At 54.4% G+C, this 21,462-nt stretch carries 15 protein-coding genes; 10 read left to right on the plus strand and 5 right to left on the minus strand.

What is annotated here, in order from left to right:
- Nucleotides 1-80 precede the first annotated feature (80 nt).
- The 6 genes from ACR3ZL_RS16390 (at nucleotide 81) to ACR3ZL_RS16415 (ending at nucleotide 10,925) form a co-directional block, all read left to right on the plus strand.
- Nucleotides 81-785 carry a PEP-CTERM sorting domain-containing protein gene (locus ACR3ZL_RS16390; protein ID WP_473652043.1) on the plus strand — a complete coding sequence of 235 codons (705 nt, stop codon included), beginning with the start codon at nucleotides 81-83 and terminating at the stop codon, nucleotides 783-785.
- Nucleotides 786-877: 92 nt separating this feature from the next.
- Nucleotides 878-2,614, plus strand: a complete 1,737-nt coding sequence (xrtU, locus tag ACR3ZL_RS16395; protein ID WP_473652042.1) for an exosortase U — start codon at nucleotides 878-880, stop codon at nucleotides 2,612-2,614.
- Nucleotides 2,615-2,667: 53 nt separating this feature from the next.
- Entirely contained in the window at nucleotides 2,668-4,131 is a 1,464-nt protein-coding gene (locus ACR3ZL_RS16400) for a tetratricopeptide repeat protein (RefSeq protein WP_486172787.1), read from the plus strand.
- Between the two features lie 436 nt (nucleotides 4,132-4,567).
- Nucleotides 4,568-6,904 carry a polysaccharide biosynthesis tyrosine autokinase gene (locus ACR3ZL_RS16405; protein ID WP_473653543.1) on the plus strand — a complete coding sequence of 779 codons (2,337 nt, stop codon included), beginning with the start codon at nucleotides 4,568-4,570 and terminating at the stop codon, nucleotides 6,902-6,904.
- A gap of 680 nt (nucleotides 6,905-7,584) precedes the next feature.
- Nucleotides 7,585-9,426 (plus strand): exosortase U, encoded by a 1,842-nt coding sequence (gene xrtU / locus ACR3ZL_RS16410; protein ID WP_473652040.1) that lies wholly within the window; start codon nucleotides 7,585-7,587, stop codon nucleotides 9,424-9,426.
- 2 nt (nucleotides 9,427-9,428) lie between these two features.
- A complete protein-coding gene (locus tag ACR3ZL_RS16415; protein WP_473652039.1) occupies nucleotides 9,429-10,925 on the plus strand; it encodes a tetratricopeptide repeat protein in 1,497 nt (498 codons plus the stop codon).
- 311 nt (nucleotides 10,926-11,236) lie between these two features.
- Here ACR3ZL_RS16415 and ACR3ZL_RS16420 read toward each other — a convergent pair whose 3' ends face one another.
- The gene (locus ACR3ZL_RS16420) at nucleotides 11,237-11,980 is read right to left on the minus strand and encodes an RNA polymerase sigma factor (protein ID WP_473652038.1); all 744 of its coding nucleotides are present in this window, start codon (nucleotides 11,978-11,980) and stop codon (nucleotides 11,237-11,239) included.
- Nucleotides 11,981-12,224: 244 nt separating this feature from the next.
- Here ACR3ZL_RS16420 and ACR3ZL_RS16425 point away from each other — a divergent pair, with 244 nt between their 5' ends.
- Together ACR3ZL_RS16425 and ACR3ZL_RS16430 are read left to right on the plus strand one after the other, a co-directional pair.
- On the plus strand, nucleotides 12,225-12,617 hold the full coding sequence (locus ACR3ZL_RS16425) for a 4a-hydroxytetrahydrobiopterin dehydratase (protein WP_473652037.1): 393 nt from the start codon (nucleotides 12,225-12,227) through the stop codon (nucleotides 12,615-12,617).
- Entirely contained in the window at nucleotides 12,614-12,955 is a 342-nt protein-coding gene (locus tag ACR3ZL_RS16430) for a hypothetical protein (RefSeq protein WP_473652036.1), read from the plus strand. Before ACR3ZL_RS16425 ends, ACR3ZL_RS16430 begins: the two co-directional genes overlap by 4 nt.
- A gap of 204 nt (nucleotides 12,956-13,159) precedes the next feature.
- On the opposite strand, the gene ACR3ZL_RS16435 is transcribed toward ACR3ZL_RS16430, so the two are convergent.
- Genes ACR3ZL_RS16435 through ACR3ZL_RS16445 form a run of 3 tightly spaced genes read right to left on the minus strand, consistent with a single transcriptional unit; the run spans nucleotide 13,160 to nucleotide 17,618 of the window.
- Entirely contained in the window at nucleotides 13,160-14,224 is a 1,065-nt protein-coding gene (locus tag ACR3ZL_RS16435; protein ID WP_473652035.1) for a hypothetical protein, read from the minus strand.
- Nucleotides 14,221-16,257: a hypothetical protein gene (locus ACR3ZL_RS16440; RefSeq protein WP_473652034.1), complete on the minus strand. Its 2,037-nt coding sequence runs from the start codon at nucleotides 16,255-16,257 to the stop codon at nucleotides 14,221-14,223. The genes ACR3ZL_RS16435 and ACR3ZL_RS16440 overlap by 4 nt, the downstream gene beginning before the upstream one ends.
- Nucleotides 16,254-17,618, minus strand: coding sequence for a MotA/TolQ/ExbB proton channel family protein (locus tag ACR3ZL_RS16445; RefSeq protein ID WP_473652033.1), 1,365 nt, complete (start codon nucleotides 17,616-17,618; stop codon nucleotides 16,254-16,256). Before ACR3ZL_RS16445 ends, ACR3ZL_RS16440 begins: the two co-directional genes overlap by 4 nt.
- Nucleotides 17,619-18,027: 409 nt before the next feature.
- On the opposite strand from ACR3ZL_RS16445, the gene ACR3ZL_RS16450 reads away from it, so the two are divergent.
- Nucleotides 18,028-18,549 carry a hypothetical protein gene (locus ACR3ZL_RS16450; protein WP_473652032.1) on the plus strand — a complete coding sequence of 174 codons (522 nt, stop codon included), beginning with the start codon at nucleotides 18,028-18,030 and terminating at the stop codon, nucleotides 18,547-18,549.
- Between the two features lie 74 nt (nucleotides 18,550-18,623).
- Nucleotides 18,624-20,390 carry a helix-turn-helix domain-containing protein gene (locus ACR3ZL_RS16455; protein ID WP_473652031.1) on the plus strand — a complete coding sequence of 589 codons (1,767 nt, stop codon included), beginning with the start codon at nucleotides 18,624-18,626 and terminating at the stop codon, nucleotides 20,388-20,390.
- 152 nt (nucleotides 20,391-20,542) lie between these two features.
- Here the strand turns inward: ACR3ZL_RS16455 and ACR3ZL_RS16460 are convergent, their stop codons facing one another.
- A complete protein-coding gene (locus ACR3ZL_RS16460) occupies nucleotides 20,543-21,160 on the minus strand; it encodes a response regulator (RefSeq protein ID WP_473652030.1) in 618 nt (205 codons plus the stop codon).
- Nucleotides 21,161-21,462 lie beyond the last annotated feature (302 nt).

Below are 21,462 nucleotides of genomic sequence, written 5' to 3' on the forward strand. Positions count from 1 at the left end.
AGCAAACAATGATGATCCCGCATGGTGTGGTACACCGTTTCACCTCTCTTTCGAGCAAATTTAGCAACAGGAACAAGAACATGAGAATTCTTTGTGTCGCGGTGGCTTGCCTCGCCTTCGCATCCGTCCCGATATCAGCGAAAGCTGCACTGATTTTGGATGATTTTTCAGCAGTGGGTGATATTGATAATACGACCCTTGGCGGGGACACCGATCCAGCGTTCATTAGTGCTGCCTTGGGTACGGGACTGGGAAACTACACTTACACTATCAACCCAGCACCAACAAACACGCCTAACCCGTCTTCAGCGACATTTGATGGTTCAGGTCTAGCAGCCACATTGCAGGCAGGTGGTTCCCTATCACTGGTTTACGATCTGAGTTCGGATTTGGACTTACACTCATCGGGTAATTTCGCCGGAAGTCCTTTGGTTCTAGACCTTTTCGCCCCACCGACTAGCGGCACCACTGACTTAGTCGTCACTTACACAAGCAACTCCCTGGGTGATTCAGCGCAAGCTTCATTCGTTGTCGGCAGCGGGCCATTGTCGATCGATGGAACTTTGTTCGGGAACGGTGCTGTTGCCTCATCGGTGAGCCAGATTGCATTGGTTTTCACCAACAATGCAGCGTTCGGTACTTCCGGCTTCGGAATCTCGAATGCATCGGTCGCTGCGGTTCCAGAACCCTTTTCGCTGGCCTTGTTGGGACTTACTGGTGCCGGTGCGGGCTTAATTGCTCGCCGTCGTAAGAAAAACGCGGACGAGCCTTGCTTGGCAGTCTAGGAATGGGCGTTTTTAATTGCTGATTCAACCGAGAAGCCGCCATGATTGAATTCATGGCGGCTTCTTTTCATTTCGAAAGAGTAGGCTTCTAAATGCTCGTTTCAAATTCAGTGCCAACAAGAGGATGGATCGGCGTTTCGCTGGTTCCATTGCTTTTTGGTGTTTGGCTGGTCAGCATGGCCGGCTGGCTATGGCAACGAGAGCACTATCAATTCTTCCCCATCGTTCTTATCGCGGTTGGGTGTTTTTCTTACTACCGCTTGCAGGGTGCCACCTGGAACGTGCCTGTCGTTCATACCCCCAAAACACTTTTGTTGGGCTTAGCTTCGCTGGTGCTGACTTGGTTAGCCGTCTCCGCGTCGAGTCATTGGCTTGGCAGCGTCGCAGCATTAACGTTCACTTGGATGCTCGTTTGGCTGCTTGGCGGACGCGATGTGGCGGATCGATTACGGGGGCCCTTCTTCTTACTGTTGTTAATCGTGCCGATTCCGCTGGACTTGGATCGATGGTTAATCATCGAACTTCAAAAGATCGCGACGACTACAGCAAGCGGACTACTAGACTGGTCCGGTATTTTGCACTTAACGCAAGGTGTTGCTTTACAAACCGCAAGTCGTGAGTTCATGGTCGAAGAGGCGTGCAGCGGCATTCATTCGCTGTTCAGTTGCTTGACTGTCATGATGTTTTGGTCGGTGTACCAACGCTACGGTTTCATTCGGATCATATTGACGTTCATCCACACGATCTTTTGGGTGGTGGTCGCCAATTCACTTCGTGTGTTCTTGGTCGTTTGGGCGGATGCACGGTTTGGTGTGGGACTGGACACGGGTTGGCGTCATGAAGCCTTAGGAGTTTTCACGTACTTGATGGCTTTAGTATTCGCCTTTAGCGCTGATCAGTGGCTACGCTTTCTGGTTGCGGCACCAGATTCGGAAACGAAAAATCCCCGATTCAGCTTCTATCGCTGGACTGGTCTCTCCAAGCTTCTCAATTTTCCGCTGCTCAGCGAGAAAGCTTCCATCTTGCTTTCGAAACTAGCCATGCCGGTCCTTTTTGTCCCGCTAAGTTTAGCATCGCTGCTTGGTCTGTTCGATTTCGGTGGGCCGAGTGATGCGGTCGGTGGAAACACGAAATTCGTTGCATCCATTGATTCAGCCTCCATCTCCAACCTCTTCCCGAAATCGGTTGGGAAATTTCAGCTCACGGACATCCGGGAGATCAGTCGATCAGCCGATGACCAATTTGGTAGCAACTCCGTAATCGCAACCTACCAAGGCAGCGGTCTTGTAGCCCAGTTTTCAGTAGATGGCTTCTATCCAAGCTGGCACGATTTAGCCATTTGCTATACGGCGATGGACTGGAACGTACATGAAGCGGTCAATCGCGTGGGAGCTTCCTCGCAGCTAGAAGGTGAGGAAACTTCTCTGCCAGCCGGGCATACGGAGCTAGATCTTTATCGAGAAGGTGGAGAACGGGCTTTCTGCCTATTCTCTTGCTATGACAGCCGCGGTCAGTTCGTGCAGCCGGAAGCGGCTAGCGGAAGCCCGTTGCGTAAGCTAGTCAATCGGATCAAAACGAGTAGCCTGTTCGACGTCGCGTCCACTCAAGCGGTAATGGCTCCCGTGCATCAGTTCCAACTTTTCGTCAGCGCTGATCGAGAGCTTCTTGCATATGAGCGAGAGCTTTTAGCAAACTTGTTCGCGACGCTTTGTAGCGCGTCCAAGCTTTCAGACTTAGCAACAACTCAGCCGACCACAACGATCAGTGAAATTTCACAATCCGCGGCGTTGTACGAGAGACTCGCGTTGAATTTTGGGGAGGCGGGCTAGTGTTTCGCAGACTTCGATATCGCTTGATCGATTGGTTCGATAACCTACTCACGATGCGCTGGTTACCTCGTGTACTGGGAGGCGTTGGCGTTCTAGCTGGCTTTACTACCCTCTTTAAGAGCATCAAGTCCGGGCGGATACGCAATGGACTGCTTGGGCTTCCAGCGATCCTTGCGATTGCGCTAACTGGTTACGTTTACGCGACCCGTCTTTCTAGTGACCGGGTCGCTGCGGAACAATACTGGAAGAAGGCACGTGTCGCGATTGCGAGCAAAGATCCGAAAACGGCGGAACTCTGCTTACAGAGGGTTTTACAAGAGGGCGCTGGTTATGAGACGGAGGCCCAATTCGCATTAGCAGTCCTGCTGGAAGATTCTGGACAAATCGAGCGGGCCGAAACTTTATTTCGCCGCGTTGCACCCGATGATCGAATTGGAAATCCTGATGCACACCGACGCTTGGCAATGATTCTGTCCGAGGAACTGACTCCGCAATCCAGCATCCAGGATATTGAACGCGTGCACTGGCACCTAAAAGCCGCTCGTGATGAGAAATCGCCTGAGATGTCACTTTGCTGGGGGAAGCATTTTGCCATGGTTGGCGATCTGAATAAGGCAACTCATTTTTTCCGAATTGCTTCGCAAAAGTATCCCGAGCTCTACTTAGCCTTGGGGGATTTTGAAACCCGACTTGGTCGCCAAGAGGATGCGGTTGAGTCCTACCAGAATGCTCGCACCTTCTTGGCTACTCGCGTTAAATCGAAGCAAGACGATTCCGCATCTAAAGTAAGCTACGCCCAAGTGCTAATGAAGCTCGGTCAGTTTGACGACGCTCGAGCAGTGCTTCTGCTCGGCAAAGACGCCAATGGTGAGAGCGATATCCAGTGGGACGCTCTCCTTTCCAACTTGTACGTCAACTACCACGACCTGCTGTCGCAGCGTGGTAGCGAAATTGGCGACATGCTGGCAAAGCTAGAACTTGCCCTGGCCCATAACCCAAACAGTCAAGCCGCTCTCCAACGGATTATGGCTTACTCGGAAGCAGAGATCCAAGGAGATGTTGGGCTTAAACGGATTTTAGCTCGGGTAATTGCCCAAGGCAAAACTCCAGCAATGGCCCATCTCGCGATGGGGAACCTTTGCTGGCTCGAACAGGAACGTGACCAAGCGAAATTTCATTTTGATCGAGCACTTTCGTCAGGTAAAGACCTAGCCGTCGTGATGAATAACATGGCGTGGATGCTGGCCCATGATGTGGAACCGGATTTTGAACGAGCGATTTCGCTGATGAAACGGGCCCTCGAACAACGGCCAGACGATCCTCGATTCCTAGACACCAGAGGCACGATCTATTTCCTTATGGAGGATTGGGGACTTGCACTGGAAGACCTCGAAGCAGCATTAGTTGGAATCAAAGACAAAAAAGCGGTCCATAGGAAGCTAGCTGTGATCTACAAGCATTTGGATTTGCCGGAGGTTTCCAAAGAACACCAACTTCTCGCCGCCCCGTCTGAGTGAACCTGTGTGACTGGTTGCTAATTAAGACAGACTGTTTGGACTAGGCAGTTTCCTCAAGGGCCGGTTATCCCGCTGGTGCGGGCTGTAGTGAATTTTGACGCGTTGGCTACCTGTAGTTGAGGTCATTACGGGTGTTCTCGCTGTCCTTTCCATCAGTCGAAGCCTAAAATCGCGTGAAAGCGTTCTTGCATGACTCTTGCTAACGATGCAGGTAGGACTCGATCCTGTGACGACAAGCATCAACGTGACTCCAAACCCATCATGTCGGAAAACAATTGTGGCCTCGATTCGTTCAGATAGCTCCGCCTCTCGTTTGTCAAAAACTCAAACGGAACCGAATTTCGATTCGGGGGAGTCGCAAAGCAGCTCTGGTCCTAATTTCTTAGCGGCTCTATGGCGATATCGACTTGCTGTCGTGCTGCCACTGATTGTTGGAATGATCGGAGGGTTCATTACCTTCGCGAAGACGCCTGAAACATTCAGTGCTTCATCGCGGTTGATGGTCCAATCGGACCGACCGGTCGTGATGGATCAGCTAACTGGCCACATTGTTGGTAGCCTTCCGAGCATCGATATCCTTCGTTCGTATTTATTCGGCGACCAAATTGTTGCAAAAGCATTTGCTGATCCGAGAATGACTGCATTCCATCCTGGTTTTTCTTCAAATGTGAATGCATTTAAAGGAACCGTCCACTCTGGCCTGAAGCTTCATCAAGAAGTTGCTGGTCAACGGGGAAGCCAGTCGATGGTTGTGGCAATCAGTTTCACTCATGCCAATGCAGATCTATGCAGCCAAATGGTAGCGGTTTTCAGTGAGCAATTGCAGCTATTGATCAATGAGCAACGGAAGTCTTCTCGTGGTGAATTAATTCGCTTGATCAATGTTGCAATAGATCAAATGCAGCCAACGATTAGCGAGCTTGAAGATCGCTATCGCGAATTCCGCACGAACGCTCCGTTGGTTTGGAATGAGGAAGGCGTTGCTGTTAACCCTCACCGCGAACGACAATTGTATCTCACGGAACGACGCTCAGCAGTCTTTGAGGAGATGCGGGAAAAGTCGGTTGAACTGTCAGCTGTAGAATCGATCGTGCGGGAAGCGGATGATCCAGCCGTTGCGTTATCCATCATCGGACAACTTTTGGGTAAGCCGCTAAGCGTAGCCACAACGACCACTCAGGATACCGATGCAATGGCAGCCGACCTCGAGCTTGCAAATATTGAGCTTGATCAGCAACTTGTGCCCCTCATGATTGAGCGAAACAAGAATGCGGCGGAATTCGGTGCTTCTCATCCGATAGTAAAGGCACTGGATTCGGAACTCTCAATGATGAAGACCGAACTGGCGCGTTTGATCAAAGAGCAAATCGATCGAAGGCTTGAACTTCGCGAGGAGAACAAAGTCGAAGGGGTCAGCATGGATGACCGCGTTAAGAATGCACTAGAAGTAATCTTAGCATCGGCCAATGCTGAAGTCGCTGTAATGAAGGAACAGATAGAAGAACTTGAGTCCCAAATAGCAATCGAAAAGGTGGAGGCGATCAAACTCAGCAAGTATGAGCAAGACAACGATGCCATGTTGCGTGAAATAGAACGAAATCGCCAGCTACTCAATCAAATTGAGGATCAGATGGCGAGAATTAATTTGAGCGACGATGACGGCGGTATCCGGATCACCGAGTTGTCCTCTGTCAGCGATGCTTACCGCGTCGGCCCGAATATGTCGAAGTCGCTGACGTTGTGGAGTTTCTTAGGACTGGCTGTTGGTTGCGGATTGGCGTTACTACTAGAGAAAAATGCAAACACGTTCCGTGATCCGGACGAGATTGTTGAAGCCATCAACGCACCGATTTTGACGCACGTACCTTACTTTAAAGGGAAGGTTCGCAAGGGTAAGAAAGACAACGAGAATCGATTCGAAAAGCTGGACCCGTATCTTGCCGTCGTTCATCAGCCAGCTTCCATCCCTGCAGAGGCGATCCGATCGTGCCGGACATCTATCTTCTTTGAAATGTCGAACGTTTCAGGCGGGAAGATCATCCAGGTAACAAGCCCACTTCCCGGCGATGGTAAAAGTACGATCGCGGGAAACCTTGCCTGTTCCATGGCACAGAGTGGCAAGAAGACTTTGATCATTGATTGCGACCTTCGTCGACCTCAGATCACGGATAACTTTGACGCGGCAAATAAGCTTGGTCTAATCGATGTGCTCAATGGCGATTGCGATCATGTCGAGGCGATCCACGACACGCCGCTGGCGACGTTGAAGCTAATGCCATCCGGGCCCATTCCCGCTAACCCCGCGGAAGCGTTGACTCTTCCGGAGATGAGCGAGTTAATGGATTTGTTGCGAGACGAGTTTGATTACATCATCGTCGATACCCCACCACTGCTTGTCGTGACCGATCCTAGTATTCTGGCGAGTACAGTCGACGGAGTTGTCATGGCACTCAAGATTCGTCGTAAGAGCAAACCCAACACGAAGGAAGCAGGTGGTATCCTGCGGAACGTGGGCGCAAGATTGCTGGGCGTTGTCGTTAATAACTCTGACGAAGCAGCTAGCAGCGACGGTTACAAGGGATACGGTTACTACCGCTACGGTCGTCACACCAATCGATACTACCGAAAACAGGGCACCGGCCCCTCGCAGTCACGATCGCCCGTCATTGTTTCGGGACGTGCTGGTGGCTTGCGTACGGGAAAACTCGCTTCCAACGGACGTCCGGTCAAGCTATCAGCCGGGAAAACCACCGTGAGTGATTCCGACGCTTAGTGGTCTAGCTGGCTTGCTTTTCGGCTTTAGCCTAACAACCGCTTGAGCGTCAGCGGCCGATTGATTCTAGCATTCAATCAGTTCAGTTTTCGTGAGCGATTGTTTGCGTTTGAATCCTTCTGTTTCCTTAATCATCTAGGCTAGATGCAGAGCGAGGAGGAATTGAAATTCCCAGAGATTGCTTTGTTTGCGAACAGCCTAGAGGTCCCGTCCTCACCCTCGCATTCGCCTGAACGGCTTCGCTCGACCTCTCCCCGCTTCGCCGGGAGAGGTTTGATTGTGGTGTCCCGCTACACTAGCCAGCACACCACACAAGAGGGAACTCAGGGAGCCAGGTTCACAAGAATACGCTTCGCTTCAAACAAACCTGTCACGCTGGCTACCGTCTAAGACGCTTTGCCCGCCGTCAGTTCGTTCTGCGAGGTGTGTCAATCGAATGCTGGCGGTTTTTGAGGTGAGAACGACACGGCAAATTAGATGGTAAAGTGTCCTGGTGCTCCTCCCTGTTGATAATTGGAATTGGCGATCGAACAACGACTCCAGAATTTCCCCGCCCCCGGCAGCTTGGTTCTGACAGGATAATAGTGAATTCTGGCGGGTATTCCATTCGAACAGTCGACCTCACAACCTTTTAGAGTCTCTCGGGCTGACTTCAAAAGATTTATCTCAATAATGAATCCATGAACATCCAATCAGCGGACAACAAAGCGGCCATTGGAGCCAGGATTTCCGAAAAACGCGGCCAAGCCAATACTCCTCCAGGCTTATCCACGTCGGATGTCCCAGCCGTAGTGTGGTACGAATCGGTTTGGAGTTGGTTTTGGATTGCAGCATTTGTGGCGTGCTTGCCAATGCTGTGGATTTACTTTTCGCGGATGTGGCGATTGCCGCATTACCAGTACTTTCCGTTCGCGGTTGGGGCGGTGGTTTGGTTGGCGTGGACGCGTAGCGACAAGCAATTCCATCCGCCGGCTCGTGTAGGTAGCCTGATTGGGTTAGGTCTGGGAGGCATCGCTTTATTGGGTGCCTGGGTGCTTCGATCGCCTTGGATGATGGCGATTGCTTTTGTCTTATTCGCCTGTGCTTGCTTGAACTCCTTACGTGGCAAGCGAGATGCTTCTCTTCTGACCGTCGGTCTGCCCCTGCTGTTGCTCGTTCGTCTGCCTCTGGGGTTTGACCAACTTCTTGTCCTGCGGCTTCAGAAACTAACCACGGTACTGTCTAGCTTGATGCTGGATGTGATCGGGGTTCCCCACGCTATTGCCGGCAACGTCATCCAGCTTCCTGGTCGCGAATTGTTTGTTGCCGAAGCTTGCAGCGGGATCCAGTCGGTCTTCACTTTAGCTTTCTTGAGCACGTTGATCGTGGCGATCTATCGTCGACGCATCTGGCTGGTGCCATTTTACTCAGTGGTAGCATTTCTTTTAGCTATCGCGGGGAACGTGATCCGAGTCACTACGGTCGCAGTCGCGGAGTCCTGGTACGAGTTTGACTTGGCTAGTGGTTGGATGCATGACGCACTTGGATACCTCACGCTGGGCCTCGCCGCACTGTTGCTTGTATCGTTCGACAACCTGATTTTCTCCATCCTTCATCCAATCAGTCAGTCCATGGCGGGTGCGAGTCACAATCCGTTGGTGCGATTGTGGAACTGGGTAGTCGACGATGGGACCACCATCGATGTCGCCGATTCGTACTACGAAGTTTCTCGACCTACAACGCACATCGATCGCGATTCACCGGGACTTCGACGATGGCTTCAAAAGTGGCAGAGCAAGCCAGTCCTTGGGGGTATTTTTGCAATGGGCTTAGTGTTAACCGGTGTTTCCACTTTGAAAGCTCGGCAGGTTTCGCCGATGGGAATTGAAGTAGGAGCTGGCACATTCGTCGAGGGATTGATCTGGGAACCGTCCGCAGACTGGATCTCGGTCGCAGAGTCGAAGTTCGACATTAGCTCGCACGAATCGTTCCGAGACGGCGAAGATCCTAGGCTAGGCAGAAACGCTGACGTTTTCAGCTACTCACTTAGCCCCGAGGACAAGAACGAAGTAGAAGGCCAGTTTGTGATCAGCCAATCTTATCGGGAGTGGCATGAACTCTGCTTGTGCTATGAGAACAGCGACTGGAATCTGCTGGACCGCAAAGTTGAGTTTGCATCCGTTGAGCCTGGCGAAGAGAACACGGGGGGGTTCGCTCACGCCATCTTCTCAACCGAGGCTGGACAACGCGGATACCTTTGGTTCTCCGCCGTTTCCGAAAGTGGTGCGATCGTGCCGCCACCGCCAAGTCCTGGTCGACTTGGTGGTCGGCTTGATGAATCATTTCGTGACGAGAATTCAGCAAGTGGCAACATCATGATGCTCCAGCTGTGGATGCCGTCGAGGGAACGACTGGATTCGTCCGTCACGAACAAAGTGACAAGGGACTTTGCTGGACTTCGCGAACTGGTGCGTCAAAGTGTAGCTTCCTCGCAACCAACATTTCAAAGCAAGCCTAGTATCGACGCTGCGGAGGTGAACTAGTTATGCCACCATACTTGAATCCGCTCGCCTGGATGAAATGGTTGGGCCAGTTCATCTACTGCTGGTTTGCTTCGATCCCCTGGAAACGCGTGGGTGCTGGCGTTCCAGCGATGCTACTGACGGCCGGATTGACCCTGCTGGCCTTCTTTGCCTATTCCGATGGAGGCTCGTGGCGCCGGGGGGTCCTGGATTCGCAAATCCAAAACGCAATTGAAATCGAAGACTTCGAATCAGCGGAACTGTTGCTGAAGCGTCAATTGAGTGAGGGTGATACCTCCACCGACACGCTCTTTCGACTCGCGATCGCGCAAGACCAATTAGAAGAGACCGACCAAGCCAACAACCTAATGCGTGAGTTGGCGTTTCGTCGCGATAGCGAGCGGGCGGCGATGTGGTTGGTTCAGGAAAATTATCTGGGCAAGGCTTGGGGCGACTTGGAGGTAGACCAGCAAACAGAGTTTGGCGAGCTGCTGGAATTGGTCGTCCAGAAGCAACCTGACAACGCGGGCATTCGCCAGTTGTTTGCGAATTACCTGATTGCAGGGCATCGTTATTCAGCCGCGATTCCGCACCTGCAGCGGCTCGCTGAACTGAATCCGATGCTGGGACTGCAGGCGGCGGCATTGTCGAGACAGGTAGGCGATGACCCGCAATCGGAGCGATTGGCGAGCGTAACGCTGGAGCGTGTTGGAAAGTTATACGAAGAAGAGCCAGCCAATCCGAAACTGGCACTGGCTATCACTCAAATCCAAATCTTCTCCGAGCAATATGCGGACTCCATCCGAACATTGAGCAAAGCCATTCCCCGCATGAAAACGCCGGAGCATCGGGCTGCCTTGCAGCAGGCGATGGGGGACGCAATCGCGGCATGGGTTAACGTGATCGAGAAAGAGAAGAACGAAACTCCGGTCGAACGACTACGTGTTCTGAAGATGCTACAGGTTGCTTTGCAGCACGCGCCGAACAATCCTCGAGTATTGACGTTGGTGTCGGACCAGGTTTTGAAGTCCGCGGAGAACAACGACGAATCAGTACAGGCCCTTCGCCGTGCTTTGGTGGAAGGAACTTCACCCGGCATCGCGCACTTCATTCGAGGAACGTCCGCTTTGATGGCCGACGACATTCAAAAAGCGGAACAGCATTTATCGCTCGCGGCCAAGCATCTTCCTAATAGCTCGGCGATTCTGAACAATTTGGCCGTAGCGTTGAGTCAGCGCGAAGATGGAGATTTGGAAAAGGCGTTGCGGTTGAGCAATCAGGCGATTGAATCGCAGCCAAACGCGGGGCCGTATTTCTACGAAACTCGGGGCCAGATTCTGTTCCGGATGAAACGGTACCTAGACGCGATCCCGGATTTAGAGAAGGCGTTACCGGAAGAAAAACTGGCCGCTGGCGTGCACGAGGTTCTGGCGAAGTGCTACGACGAAATCGACGAACCCAAAATGGCCGCCGAGCACCGTGAAGCTTTCAAGCGATTGTCGAAGACCGCCGCGAAGTAGCGAGGCGCAGGAGGTAGGATGCCCTTTCTGGGACTTCGGTGTTAGATCACCGGCCTAGAGCTTTACCTCGTTTTCATTGAGCGTTCCCAATAAGCAGCGCTGTAAATTAAGTAGCCTGATGCGTTCATTTTGAAGTGTTGAAGCCGGAGCGGCGGACGCAATTGAGAATCATATTTAAGTTCAATGCTAACTTGATAACGCCAGCGTTTGCGTGGAACCGGAAGGATTGGCGTCCTTGATCCGGCCTACAGCGGCCACAAAAATCGAGATTATGAAACCATCGCTTTTATCCGTTCTACTCTGATTGACATCTATTCAACGAGTTCGGGGAAGACGCTGGTATCGAGCTCTTGGCGGCTGATGATTGCTTTAAGTCTTGTTAGGAAGTCACTCTTTAGGTTCGCCACCTGTTGCTGAGTTAAGCTAAGCTTTGCGGCGACGTCGAGATTGCTGGAGCCGGCAACAAAGATGAGCTCGATGGCTTTCAGTTTGACGTGGTTATCGGTCTCTCGCCAGCGAACGATCTGTTCGCCGATGGCCTGGGCGACGACCCGTTGCTCGATGTCTTGTCGCTCGGCGCTTCGAGCGATTGAACTGGCCACGCGATCACGGCCGGGGATTGGGATCGCGCCCACGGAGCCTTCGAAACTACCGCCTCGGCCCACCAACGGCATCGTCGGTCGTTTTCCCGCCGCTCTTAGGTAGTCGGTCAGTTTGTAGCTGCAGATCGAAAACAGGTAGCTTTCTAGCTTGCGACGGGGGTCGTAGTTGGGCAACGAAATCAGGAAGCCGACAAAGGTCTCTTGAACGATGTCTTCGCTGACACTGCGATCGTTCAATCGCCGCTGAACAAATGCGAGCAAACGACCTTCGTAGCGATCGATCACGGTCTGCCACGCGGATTCCTCTCCGGCTCGAATCGAGTCAACCAGTCGCTGTTGCTCCAACACCGTGGCGTCGTCAATCGACTGATTTGGATCATTCTCTCGAAGTGCACCGGTTCTCCTCGAGGAGGAGTCTTCGCTAGACGGATCGCGTTGAGTAGGCTCGTTCATGCTAATAATCTCGCAAGCCGACGAGGAATTGGCAACACGAGACTTATTTCGTTGTGAGCGGAGCGTTGGGCGGATTGTTTGAGGCGTATTTATTTCCCCCTGGTTTAAATAGTCGCTTGGGGATTCGTTGCCTCATCCGCTAATTTGATCGCGGCAGGGGGCTGTTCGATTTGGTAACATCGCTTGAGGGCTAACGCGTCAAGTCACCAATTTCTGATTGCTCATTCACGCTCAGGTTAAACAGATGTCTAACAAGCCGAACTCTTCATCACTTGGATCTGATTCTGAGTCGGCTGGCGACGCTTGTGACTTTTCGTCGAAGCGTTGTGTTCCTTGCGAGGGCGGTGTTCCGGTCATCGATGGCAAGCAGGCGACTGAAATACTTAGGCGAATGCCTCTTTGGAAACTTAGTGACGATGACAAATCCATTTCTCAGACCATTAACACAAAGAATTTCGTCGGGGCAGTTGAGCGAGTTAATCGAATCGCCGCACTCGCTGAAGAAGAACAACATCACCCGGATTTGCATATCACCGGTTATCGGCACCTTCGCATTGTGCTGACCACGCACGCGATCGGTGGTCTGAGTGAGAATGACTTTATCGTTGCCGCCAAGATTGATGAGCTGTTTCGATGAACCTGCGACCTGACATTGCGTTGTCTCTGTTGGATGAATGCACCGGCGACGATTTATGGAGCGTTGAGCATTGTCGAGCTCGCGGTGTGCCTGAACACTGGATCGAGGAGCTTGCGGATGCTTATGAGTCGGGGTTTCGGGCTCGCAGTCAGACGATCTTTGTCAGCGATGAAACGTCAGGCAGCCGAGTGATCAATCAGTACTACGGCGTTCGTGACATCGATCTTGCTAAGCGGATCGGCACCGAATTGGGCTTGGATGTGGAGCAGATCCAAGCGGTGTCGTTTTCACGACAGTCCACCGTTGATCGCATCAAAGAGGCGGTGATGGACGGTTAATGGTCAGCGCCACGACGAACTGATTGCTAGCCGTAGCATGACTCTCTGAGTCGTGCCTATTCTGAATTCCACAGAACGCGACTCGGAGAGTTACGCGACGTACATAAGTGCTGGAGTCCAGGCTTCAGCCTGCTTCCTCTGGACTTCTGACGACTCTTCGTTTCGTCCGACGCCTGGATCAGCCTGAAGGCTGGACTCCAACTTCTATTGGGCTTTGGAGGCGGTGCCGGTGGGGCTGAAGACTATTGATTGGTGGTCTAGCAGCGGGCGGGCGGCGGTGGCGAAGCCTCGAGCGTATAGGTGTTCTTTTAGCTGGCGTAGTTCCCCGTAGCTGTCTTCGTAGACACTGACTGTGATCGTGGTTGTCTTGGGGTCTCGACCGGCGAGTTCGATGTCCAGGAAGCTACTGTTACCCAAAATCTGACTGACCGTTTGGCCGACGCGTTCGTTGACGGGCTCGAAGCGGAAGGCGTGGGCCTGTGCAGCCATGCCCATTCGCACCTGACCGCCTTGATTGACTCGCACCAGCGACTTTTCCAGCAACAGACTGCATGTGTAGTCGCGGATCGGGCCAGCGGTGAGTGTGTTGACGCCCTGGCGATTGCGAAGTTGTCCGACACGTTCCTTTAACTGCTCTAGCAGCGGTTCGACGGGGACGACGGATAGGCGGCCGCCTTTGAGACGGAAATAGATTTCGTCGCCGTAGACCAGCTTGGCCATGGGTGTCGGCAGGTGTTCGACCGCAACCAAAGGTGCTTGCTGGTCACCCAATTGTTCTTTGACACTGGCGAGTTCGGCGATCTGTGATTCCACCTCACGGATTTCGCGTTGGCGCTTCGCCGCCAAAACCTTCCGTTCATCCAGTTGTGACTTGGCGTTCTCGTACGCTTCTTCCGCCAATGTGGTCAGGTCCAACAACTTGCCACGTGCTTGGCGAAGTTGCTCGATTTGCTGGTCGTATCGTTTGAGGTTGTCTTCCAGACGCAGCGAGTCACGCTGGGCGGTCGCGGCTTTGATCGAGATACTGGCAAGCTGTTCGAGTTGCTCTTCCGCTGCGTATTGCGTTCGCGGCAAAGGCGGCACCTTGACGTCATCCGTCTCCACGACAGATTCCGTATCGACAGGATCGTTCAGCATCTCCGTGACGCGTTGGGTTTGCGTCCCCAACACAACCACCAAGATGATCAAGATGCCAACCAAGTTGGCGACGATGTCCAAGAAGGCATCGTGGCCCATGTCCATGGTGGAACGTTGACGGCCCTTCATCATTGCGATCTCCGATAGATTTCAACGCCGCTGCCCTGCATCAGCGTTTCCAGTTCATGGAATCGCTGTTCGGCATGGGGGCCCACTTGAACATCGAGGCGAGGTTGCCAACGTCCACCCGGCAACGTGGCTCCCCACCGGGCGACACGATCGCGAACTGCGGTCGCCAATTGCAGTGTCGATTGATGCACGCCTTGGTTTGCAAACGTGAACGTTTCAACAACACGTCCTTGCTCGATCAATTCGTAACGATCATGGCGAACCACCATCGCGATGGGCCGCACTACTTCGGTACCGCCCATGCCTCGGAACGCTTCGGGCATTGCCCAATCGCGACCTTCTCGGCGAACGAGATCCGATGATGGTTGCTGGGTTTTCTGAGTCGATGCACTGGGCGTGTTGGAACCGGCTTGCGATTCGGGGCCGCCTTGTTCATTGCCGGTTTGCCCACTGGCGGTTTGAGACTGGGCGGTCTGTTCTGCGCCGTGTTTCGTTCCGGACGCGGACGCCACAGTGCCACCTGGAGCACCACCCGCGGAAGCCGCTGAGCCACCTTCGCTTGGGTCCCCGTCGCTCAGGTCGGATGATTCGTCGAACTCGCCGGATCCTTCGGAATGTCCTGACTGAGACGACTGGCCCTGCCCATTCATCTGGCCAGACTGGGCGAATTCGTTGCGTTCGCTTGCGTTATTGGAGTTTCCGCCACGCACGAATTCTTCGATCGCCCGTTCGTTCATCGCGCCGTTGGAACCGTAAGATTCGCCCTGCGATCCCGGGGGCGATTGGTAGCCATCGTACGCATTGGCGAACCGTTGATCCTTAGCAGCAGAGAAACCGTTCGAGCGTGCTTGGCTATCAAGACTTTTCGCTGACAAAACCGGCAGCGGTTTCGGTTGAGAAGAGCCACCGCTTCCGGTCGTACCGGACCCGCCGCTGCCAGCATAGGAGTTTTCATAAGGGCCACCTGAACCGGAGCCACCTGAATCGCCATCGCCGCTTCCGCCCGCCGACTGATAGCTGCGTCCGAACGCGGCACGAGCAACGGAGAAGTTCCTGGATGAGGCTTCATGAACGGCGAACTCCATGTCCTTTTGCAAGACACGGTCGCCGCCGGGGAACTCAAGGTCCACGTTTCCGGGAACCAGTTCGTAACCGTATTGGTCATCCCAATCTTTCATCAATGCGGTTGCCAAACGATACGCCGGAATTCCGCCGGGACGCAGAACGAGCAGCGGATAGGGAGCGACTTGATCGCCGTAGTTCTGCATCGCGTGCCGACGTGCAACCCGTAACGCCGAGGCGAGTGGATTGCCGTTGGGGTTTTGGCCTTGCGCAGCGGCCAGAGCTTGGGATTGTGTGATATGAACTCCCTCAGGCAGAATCTGGATGCCGTCTTCGGAGCATTCCACGTAGATCGGCCGCCGCTGGGTTCCGTTGGGACCGCGGTGAGGCACGATCACGACGCGAGCCTTCTTGCCACGTTCGCTTTCTTGAAGTTCCGCGATTTCGGCACGCAATTTCGCCGCTTCTTGCTTCATCATCACTAACGTGGTGTCATCGATTCGCAGAGCTTCATCGAGATCCTGTCCGCCGTCCTCGTCGGTACCCGCAGCGGTTTCGATCTCTTGCTTTAGTTCATGCAGCTTTTCTTTTTGATCACGAATCATGGCTTCCAAATGGGCGACCTCATTGCGTTTCTCTTCCGCTTCTTGGGTTTGAGAATCGCGATAGGAAACCAACTCGGTCAAACGGAACTGCTCTTCCTCAATCAAACGATCCGCCAAATCAGCCGTCAGCTTAGGTGCGTCACCAGGCGTTTCACTCTCGGCGGCAACCACCGGCGCAGACAAGGTTGCCTCAGGAGAATCCATCTTGGCGAGCTTAGCCTGTTGGTCTTGCTTCGTCTTAGCGACAGCAGCGTCCTTGGCTTCTTGGGCGACCAAGGCCAACAACAGAATCAATGTTCCCAGCGTGCAAACGAGCACGGCTAGAAAGGGAAACAATGATGGAGATAACCCGGCGCGCCGCCGACTCATGCTGCACGTCCCAGTTTATGATTTGACTGAGGAGCACTGTTAGCCTCAGGTAATCGGGTCGACAACGCTTCGACTGCGCGAGCAAGTGTGGTCATCGCATTGGTCACCGCAGGATCCAACGATGGCTCGTCGTAGCCTTGACCAGTTCGGAACTCTTGCGAGTCGCGAGCGAATTGCAGGGTATCGCGATTCTGTTGGTCCTGTTCTGCCTGGCGAGTTGCCAATGTGGTCATCGCCTCGACATGGGTCATCAACGTGCGACGATGCGTTTGTACTTCTTTCGCGGTGTCCTGCATCGCCTCTTTCCACTCCGCGGTTTGCTCCCGAAGGGAGTCGCCGACGGAACTGGCTGCGGAATCAAGCTGGCCGATTGATTGGGCGATCCGGTCCGCGTGATGCGTTAACGCAGGCTGCATCGTGGCTTGCAAGAGTTGACGGAATTGCTCAGCACCTTCGGTGTGCTGGCTTCGCCAAGCTTGCTGAGCCTCTTCGATCGTTGACTGCCAGAGGGTTGCCTGGGTTGCCAGCGATTGAGCGATCGCCACTTCGATGCCGCGGCAAAGGTGCGTGATCAGTTCGGTTTGATTGTCAGCGGGATCGTCCGATGGCAAAGCAGAGGAAACCAGTTTGCGGACGCGAGCATCGATCTCGGCCAACAATGCTTGCTGGCCTCGCTCAACAGGGAACTGCAAGAAGATCGCGACGACCGACAACACCAAGCCCAACGCGGTCGTATCAAACGCCACGTACAGGCCGCTCTTGAGTCGGTCGACTGCGGCGGTTCCGTCAGTGAAGTCGAGGCCGCCCAGTGTTTGAGTGATCCCGATCACAGTACCGAGGAATCCCAGCATGGGGATCGCCCAAACGATAATGCGGATCAGCCCGAGCGAGTCGTGCAGGTCATCGGCATCACGAATGGAAAGTTCACGAAGATCCTCCGGGAGCTCGCCGGTCGTGCTGCGATGAGATTGACGGGTAAGGATTTCATCGAGACGGCGAACCAATTGATTCGCCCGAGTCGATTCAGGTAACTCGGCCAAGGTCGCTTGCCAGGTACGAGCGATCAGCCCGGCATCGTTTTGTGCTTGCCATGCTTCGGACGGCGAAGCGGAACGATCGGCCGCCGCCGGAAGCAAATCCTCATCACGCAGGAGTCGCAAGCCGCTTTGTTGTTTGGCGGTCGCCATCGCCTTGAAAGCGAGGATGCCCCCAGCCAGACAAAACAACGTCGACGCCGCAACGGCGACGGGGTGTCCCAAGAAGTAGCGATTCAGTGGTGCCCAGTTGGCAACATGAATGAATGCGTAAAACGCGGCCGTGGCCATCAAGCCTGCGGCGATTGGGATGAGCTTGTGAGTCATGGGGACTCCATTGAACGATCAGTTGACGGGAGAGGTCGTCGGCACCAAAGCCAAGGTCAGTGCTTCGTTGCGGTCAGTCACATGCATGGGGCAACAGGCTCGCCCATCAGCCCAAATCCGAACTGACAGGCAGTTGAACCACAATGCGAACGAGCCGGCGGGCGTTTGAAACAACACGCACCGAGTCCGAGCGCAGCAGTAGAACCGCCTTCACTAGATCGACCGACACAACCCAAAAACATGATTCAATCGCGCCAAATTAACGGCATTCGTGCCGCCGCCGAGGAACGCAGTTTCGATCATTTCCGGGGTAGGGAATCAGATCCACCTCGCCAAAGACCCGCCAATTGGCCTAAAACGTCCTCCAGAGACGAGAACAGGCAATTTTATCCAGCCATGGAAACCGGTCATGACGCAACATTTCGCATCCAACGTCCCATTTGGATTCAGAGCACTTCGCAAGCTAGCTAGTTCGATGCTGATCCTGGCATTGGGCTTTGTCGCCGGCGATTTGTGGCCGGTGACGCCGACGTCGCCTGTCGCGGCTCAGGCCCCATCGCCCACCCCGATGGAAGCACCGAACGCCCTGATGCAGTCCCTACAGCGGGAAACCAACGACCGGCCAGTCGTTGAGGTGCCAGCCACTCCCCCCGACGGAAAAGTCACCGTGATCGAGTCGAGGGATGGGCGAGACGTTGCCGGTTCAGGCGATTTAATCGGATTCTCTCACGTTGACGGTTCGGGAACTCTGGTAATTACACTTGTTGATACGCAAAAGTTGTGGATGGCCGTGTATCATGTAGGCAATAGCGGCGAAATCCGGCTCGCAAGTAGCCGGGCGATCGACGCGGACTTTACACTGCAATTCAACGCCACTTCGCCGATGCCGGACGAAATCCGACGTCTGCAAGGGCTTCCACCCCGCCGATAAACGCTGACGCCACACGGGCCAGCGTCGAACGTGGGGAGAAGTATCAAGTCACTTTTCCAATATTTCGCGCTGCCATGGCCACCTACTTATCTCTCGAAGACGCCGCCAAAAAGCTCGGCATCCCTACCCAAAAACTGATCGACCTTCGAAGTCAGGGCCAGGTCCGCGGCTTTCGAGACGGTTCGAGCTGGAAGTTTCCTGAAAACGAGATCGATCGCCTCGCCGAAGAACTCCCCAATTTGTCCGGCCTCGGGTCAGGCATCCTGGCGGCAGATTCCGGCGGATCGGGCGTTGGCACCATCATCGGTGGCGACGACAGCGCCTTGTCGCTGGGCGAACCGATGTCGGGCGAGGACGACGGCAGTGGATCGAGCCTGGAATTAGGACTGGAGATTTCGCACAACGACGGCGACAGCGACGTGAACCTGGTCGCCGGCGGGTCAGGAATTGGCTCGGGCATCGGATCGGACTCCGGCATCGGATCGATCACACCGGATTCCCCATCCAGCGGCAGCGAGCTACTGGACCTGGATAACATCCAGTTGTCCGACAACGCGGTCCTGCACGACAGCGGTCAATTGAATCTGGCCGACGGGAGCGACGTGGCTGGCAAGGCCGCGAGTGGTGACGCAGCAGACGACAGCGATGAATTCAATCTGGGCAGTTCACTTGATTTGATGGGCGGCTCCGGCGACCTAGCTCTCGGCGAGCCCGCACCCTCGTCGGGCCCCAGCGAAGCTAGCTTGAGCGGCTTGGACATGGACATCTCCTCAACGGGCTCGGCAGGTTCAGGTGACCTGCTGTCCGGCGAGAGCTCCGATGATATGAACCTGGGCGAAAGCAACAAGGCTTCCAGCAGCCTGGAAATGCTAGACGACCTGGACCTGAGCGAGAGTGCCAGTTCCATCGCATCGGGCCCTGGCAATGTCAGCGGCGACGTGCTTAGCGAACTCGACTTACTCGCGGGCGAGTCGCTCGGAAGTGGATTGCTTTCCGGCGACAGCGAAAACCTTCTTGGTAGCTCACTGATGGGCAACGATGAAGGCGGCTCGGGAGTCGACGACGCGCTCGCCGACGACGACGACCTGATTATCGCCGACGATGACGACGACTTGGTCGTTAGCAGCATGGGTAGCGACATTTCAATCGCTGGCGACAGCGGCATTAACCTGATGAGCCCATCCGATAGCGGGCTGTCCCTGGAAAGCGAACCACTCGACCTAGCCGGCAGTAGCATCTCGGCGTTGGACCTAGGGGCCGAGCTGACCGAAGGAACGGGCAGCGGTGCTGGCAGCAGCATGGAAAGCGGTTTGATTGCGGACGACAGCGGATCGGCTGTCGACTTTCAAGCCGACGAGGAATTCCAATTATCGCCATCAGGCATTCAGCTAGAAGCGTCCGACGATTCCGCTTCGCAAGTCATCGATATTGAGGATTCCGAAGCCGTCGATGCGGACTTCGGCGACGCGTCTTTCGATGGCGATGGAGCCTTCGACGAACAAGTTGCCTTTGACGAAGTCCCCGAGGCGGATGGCGGATTCGACGATGGCATGGGCGACGTGGTCGAAGTCGACGAGGCGATGGAGATCGACGAGGAGGGTGGCGTTGATGTCGACACCATGGCCGCTGGCGGCGCTGCAGTAGGTGGCGCACCGGTCGCTTACGAAATCCCGTTCACGCTCTTACAAACCGTCGGTTTGTTGCTGATCCTGGTCGTCATGAGCCTGGGGGGCATGCTGATGACGGATTTGATCCGCAACATGTGGAGCCACACCGAGCTGTCCGCTCCGGTTAGCTCGTTGACCGACATGCTGATCGACGTCGCCGGTTGGGGCAAATAGCCCGGCGGAGATGCGACACAGCCGAGTTGCTTATGCCATCGGACGACATGCTGAACTAGCTTCACTCGCCGAGCCTGGCTATTAGTGCCGGGCTGGCCTGCTGAAGCAGCGAGGCTTTGTCTTAGTTCAGTATGCGAAGCACCAGTAAAAAGCTAAAGGGTCACCCAGCCCGGTCGGTTGGGGCGCGAACCTCGTTTGCGATGGCTGGTTTGCAAGGCCGGCATCCATAGCAGTGGCTCAGCAACGGCCAGCAACGCCGACGGGTCAATTGGCTTGAATAGACAGGGTGTAGAGGCGGAAGCCCCTTCGACCTTTTTCTCTAAACCGGCCCACTTGGCATCCACGATCAAGATGGCGGGAACTTCGGGGAACGAATTCCGCACCCGCTCGAGCGACTGCAGAACTTCCATCGGGTCGTCGCCGACGTCCCACACGATTAAATCAATTTGATCATTTTGCGGCATCGTTGCTTTCGAAGGCACACCCTGCGAAGGCTCGTCCAAGCGAATCGCAGCACTGTCCGCTTCGTCGACCATTTCGATCAACTCATCGGCCAGTTTTTGGATATCAACGTTGCTATCGGCTGGCTCGTTCGCGTCGTCGATCCCGAACGCCTTCATCACGGCTTCGGATGTCCGGGCACAGACACACTGCATGCCTGACTTATGCAAAACGCCGGCTGTGGCCAACAAAGAAAGCGGCTTCGCATCTGCCACAACAACGGTCGCGTTGCTCTTGAAGACTTGATTCGATGTTACGTTTGGTTTCATCACACAGCTCAATGGTGGTAGACACAAATCCGACGACTTTCTTAGATTAGTCGCCTAGATCAACGCCGATAGCAAACGGGCTCGGTCGACGACAAGAGGTAATCGAATTGACGTCATGCTACTGACGGGCTCCTCTTGGGCGTGCAAAAGCAGTGTGAGTCACTGCAGCGAACAGCTCTCCCAGGCCAACTTTCGCTAGAATGGCTCGCGTCGAGTTCGCTCGGCCCCCGCCCCAACGAGACACTTCGATGCCGCCGCGTTACGGCTTGCGAATGTCCACTCCTCTGATTCTCCCCGCGTTT

It is taken from the genome of Rhodopirellula sp. J20-39, assembly GCF_057365095.1.

Coding starts and splice junctions, on each gene's coding strand:
- ACR3ZL_RS16390 (WP_473652043.1), top strand. CDS start 81: ATGAGAATTCTTTGTGTCGCGGTGGCTTGCCTCGCCTTCGCATCCGTC.
- xrtU (WP_473652042.1), top strand. CDS start 878: ATGCTCGTTTCAAATTCAGTGCCAACAAGAGGATGGATCGGCGTTTCG.
- ACR3ZL_RS16400 (WP_486172787.1), top strand. CDS start 2,668: ATGCGCTGGTTACCTCGTGTACTGGGAGGCGTTGGCGTTCTAGCTGGC.
- ACR3ZL_RS16405 (WP_473653543.1), top strand. CDS start 4,568: ATGATCGGAGGGTTCATTACCTTCGCGAAGACGCCTGAAACATTCAGT.
- xrtU (WP_473652040.1), top strand. CDS start 7,585: ATGAACATCCAATCAGCGGACAACAAAGCGGCCATTGGAGCCAGGATT.
- ACR3ZL_RS16415 (WP_473652039.1), top strand. CDS start 9,429: ATGCCACCATACTTGAATCCGCTCGCCTGGATGAAATGGTTGGGCCAG.
- ACR3ZL_RS16420 (WP_473652038.1), bottom strand. CDS start 11,980: ATGAACGAGCCTACTCAACGCGATCCGTCTAGCGAAGACTCCTCCTCG.
- ACR3ZL_RS16425 (WP_473652037.1), top strand. CDS start 12,225: ATGTCTAACAAGCCGAACTCTTCATCACTTGGATCTGATTCTGAGTCG.
- ACR3ZL_RS16430 (WP_473652036.1), top strand. CDS start 12,614: ATGAACCTGCGACCTGACATTGCGTTGTCTCTGTTGGATGAATGCACC.
- ACR3ZL_RS16435 (WP_473652035.1), bottom strand. CDS start 14,224: ATGATGAAGGGCCGTCAACGTTCCACCATGGACATGGGCCACGATGCC.
- ACR3ZL_RS16440 (WP_473652034.1), bottom strand. CDS start 16,257: ATGAGTCGGCGGCGCGCCGGGTTATCTCCATCATTGTTTCCCTTTCTA.
- ACR3ZL_RS16445 (WP_473652033.1), bottom strand. CDS start 17,618: ATGACTCACAAGCTCATCCCAATCGCCGCAGGCTTGATGGCCACGGCC.
- ACR3ZL_RS16450 (WP_473652032.1), top strand. CDS start 18,028: ATGACGCAACATTTCGCATCCAACGTCCCATTTGGATTCAGAGCACTT.
- ACR3ZL_RS16455 (WP_473652031.1), top strand. CDS start 18,624: ATGGCCACCTACTTATCTCTCGAAGACGCCGCCAAAAAGCTCGGCATC.
- ACR3ZL_RS16460 (WP_473652030.1), bottom strand. CDS start 21,160: ATGAAACCAAACGTAACATCGAATCAAGTCTTCAAGAGCAACGCGACC.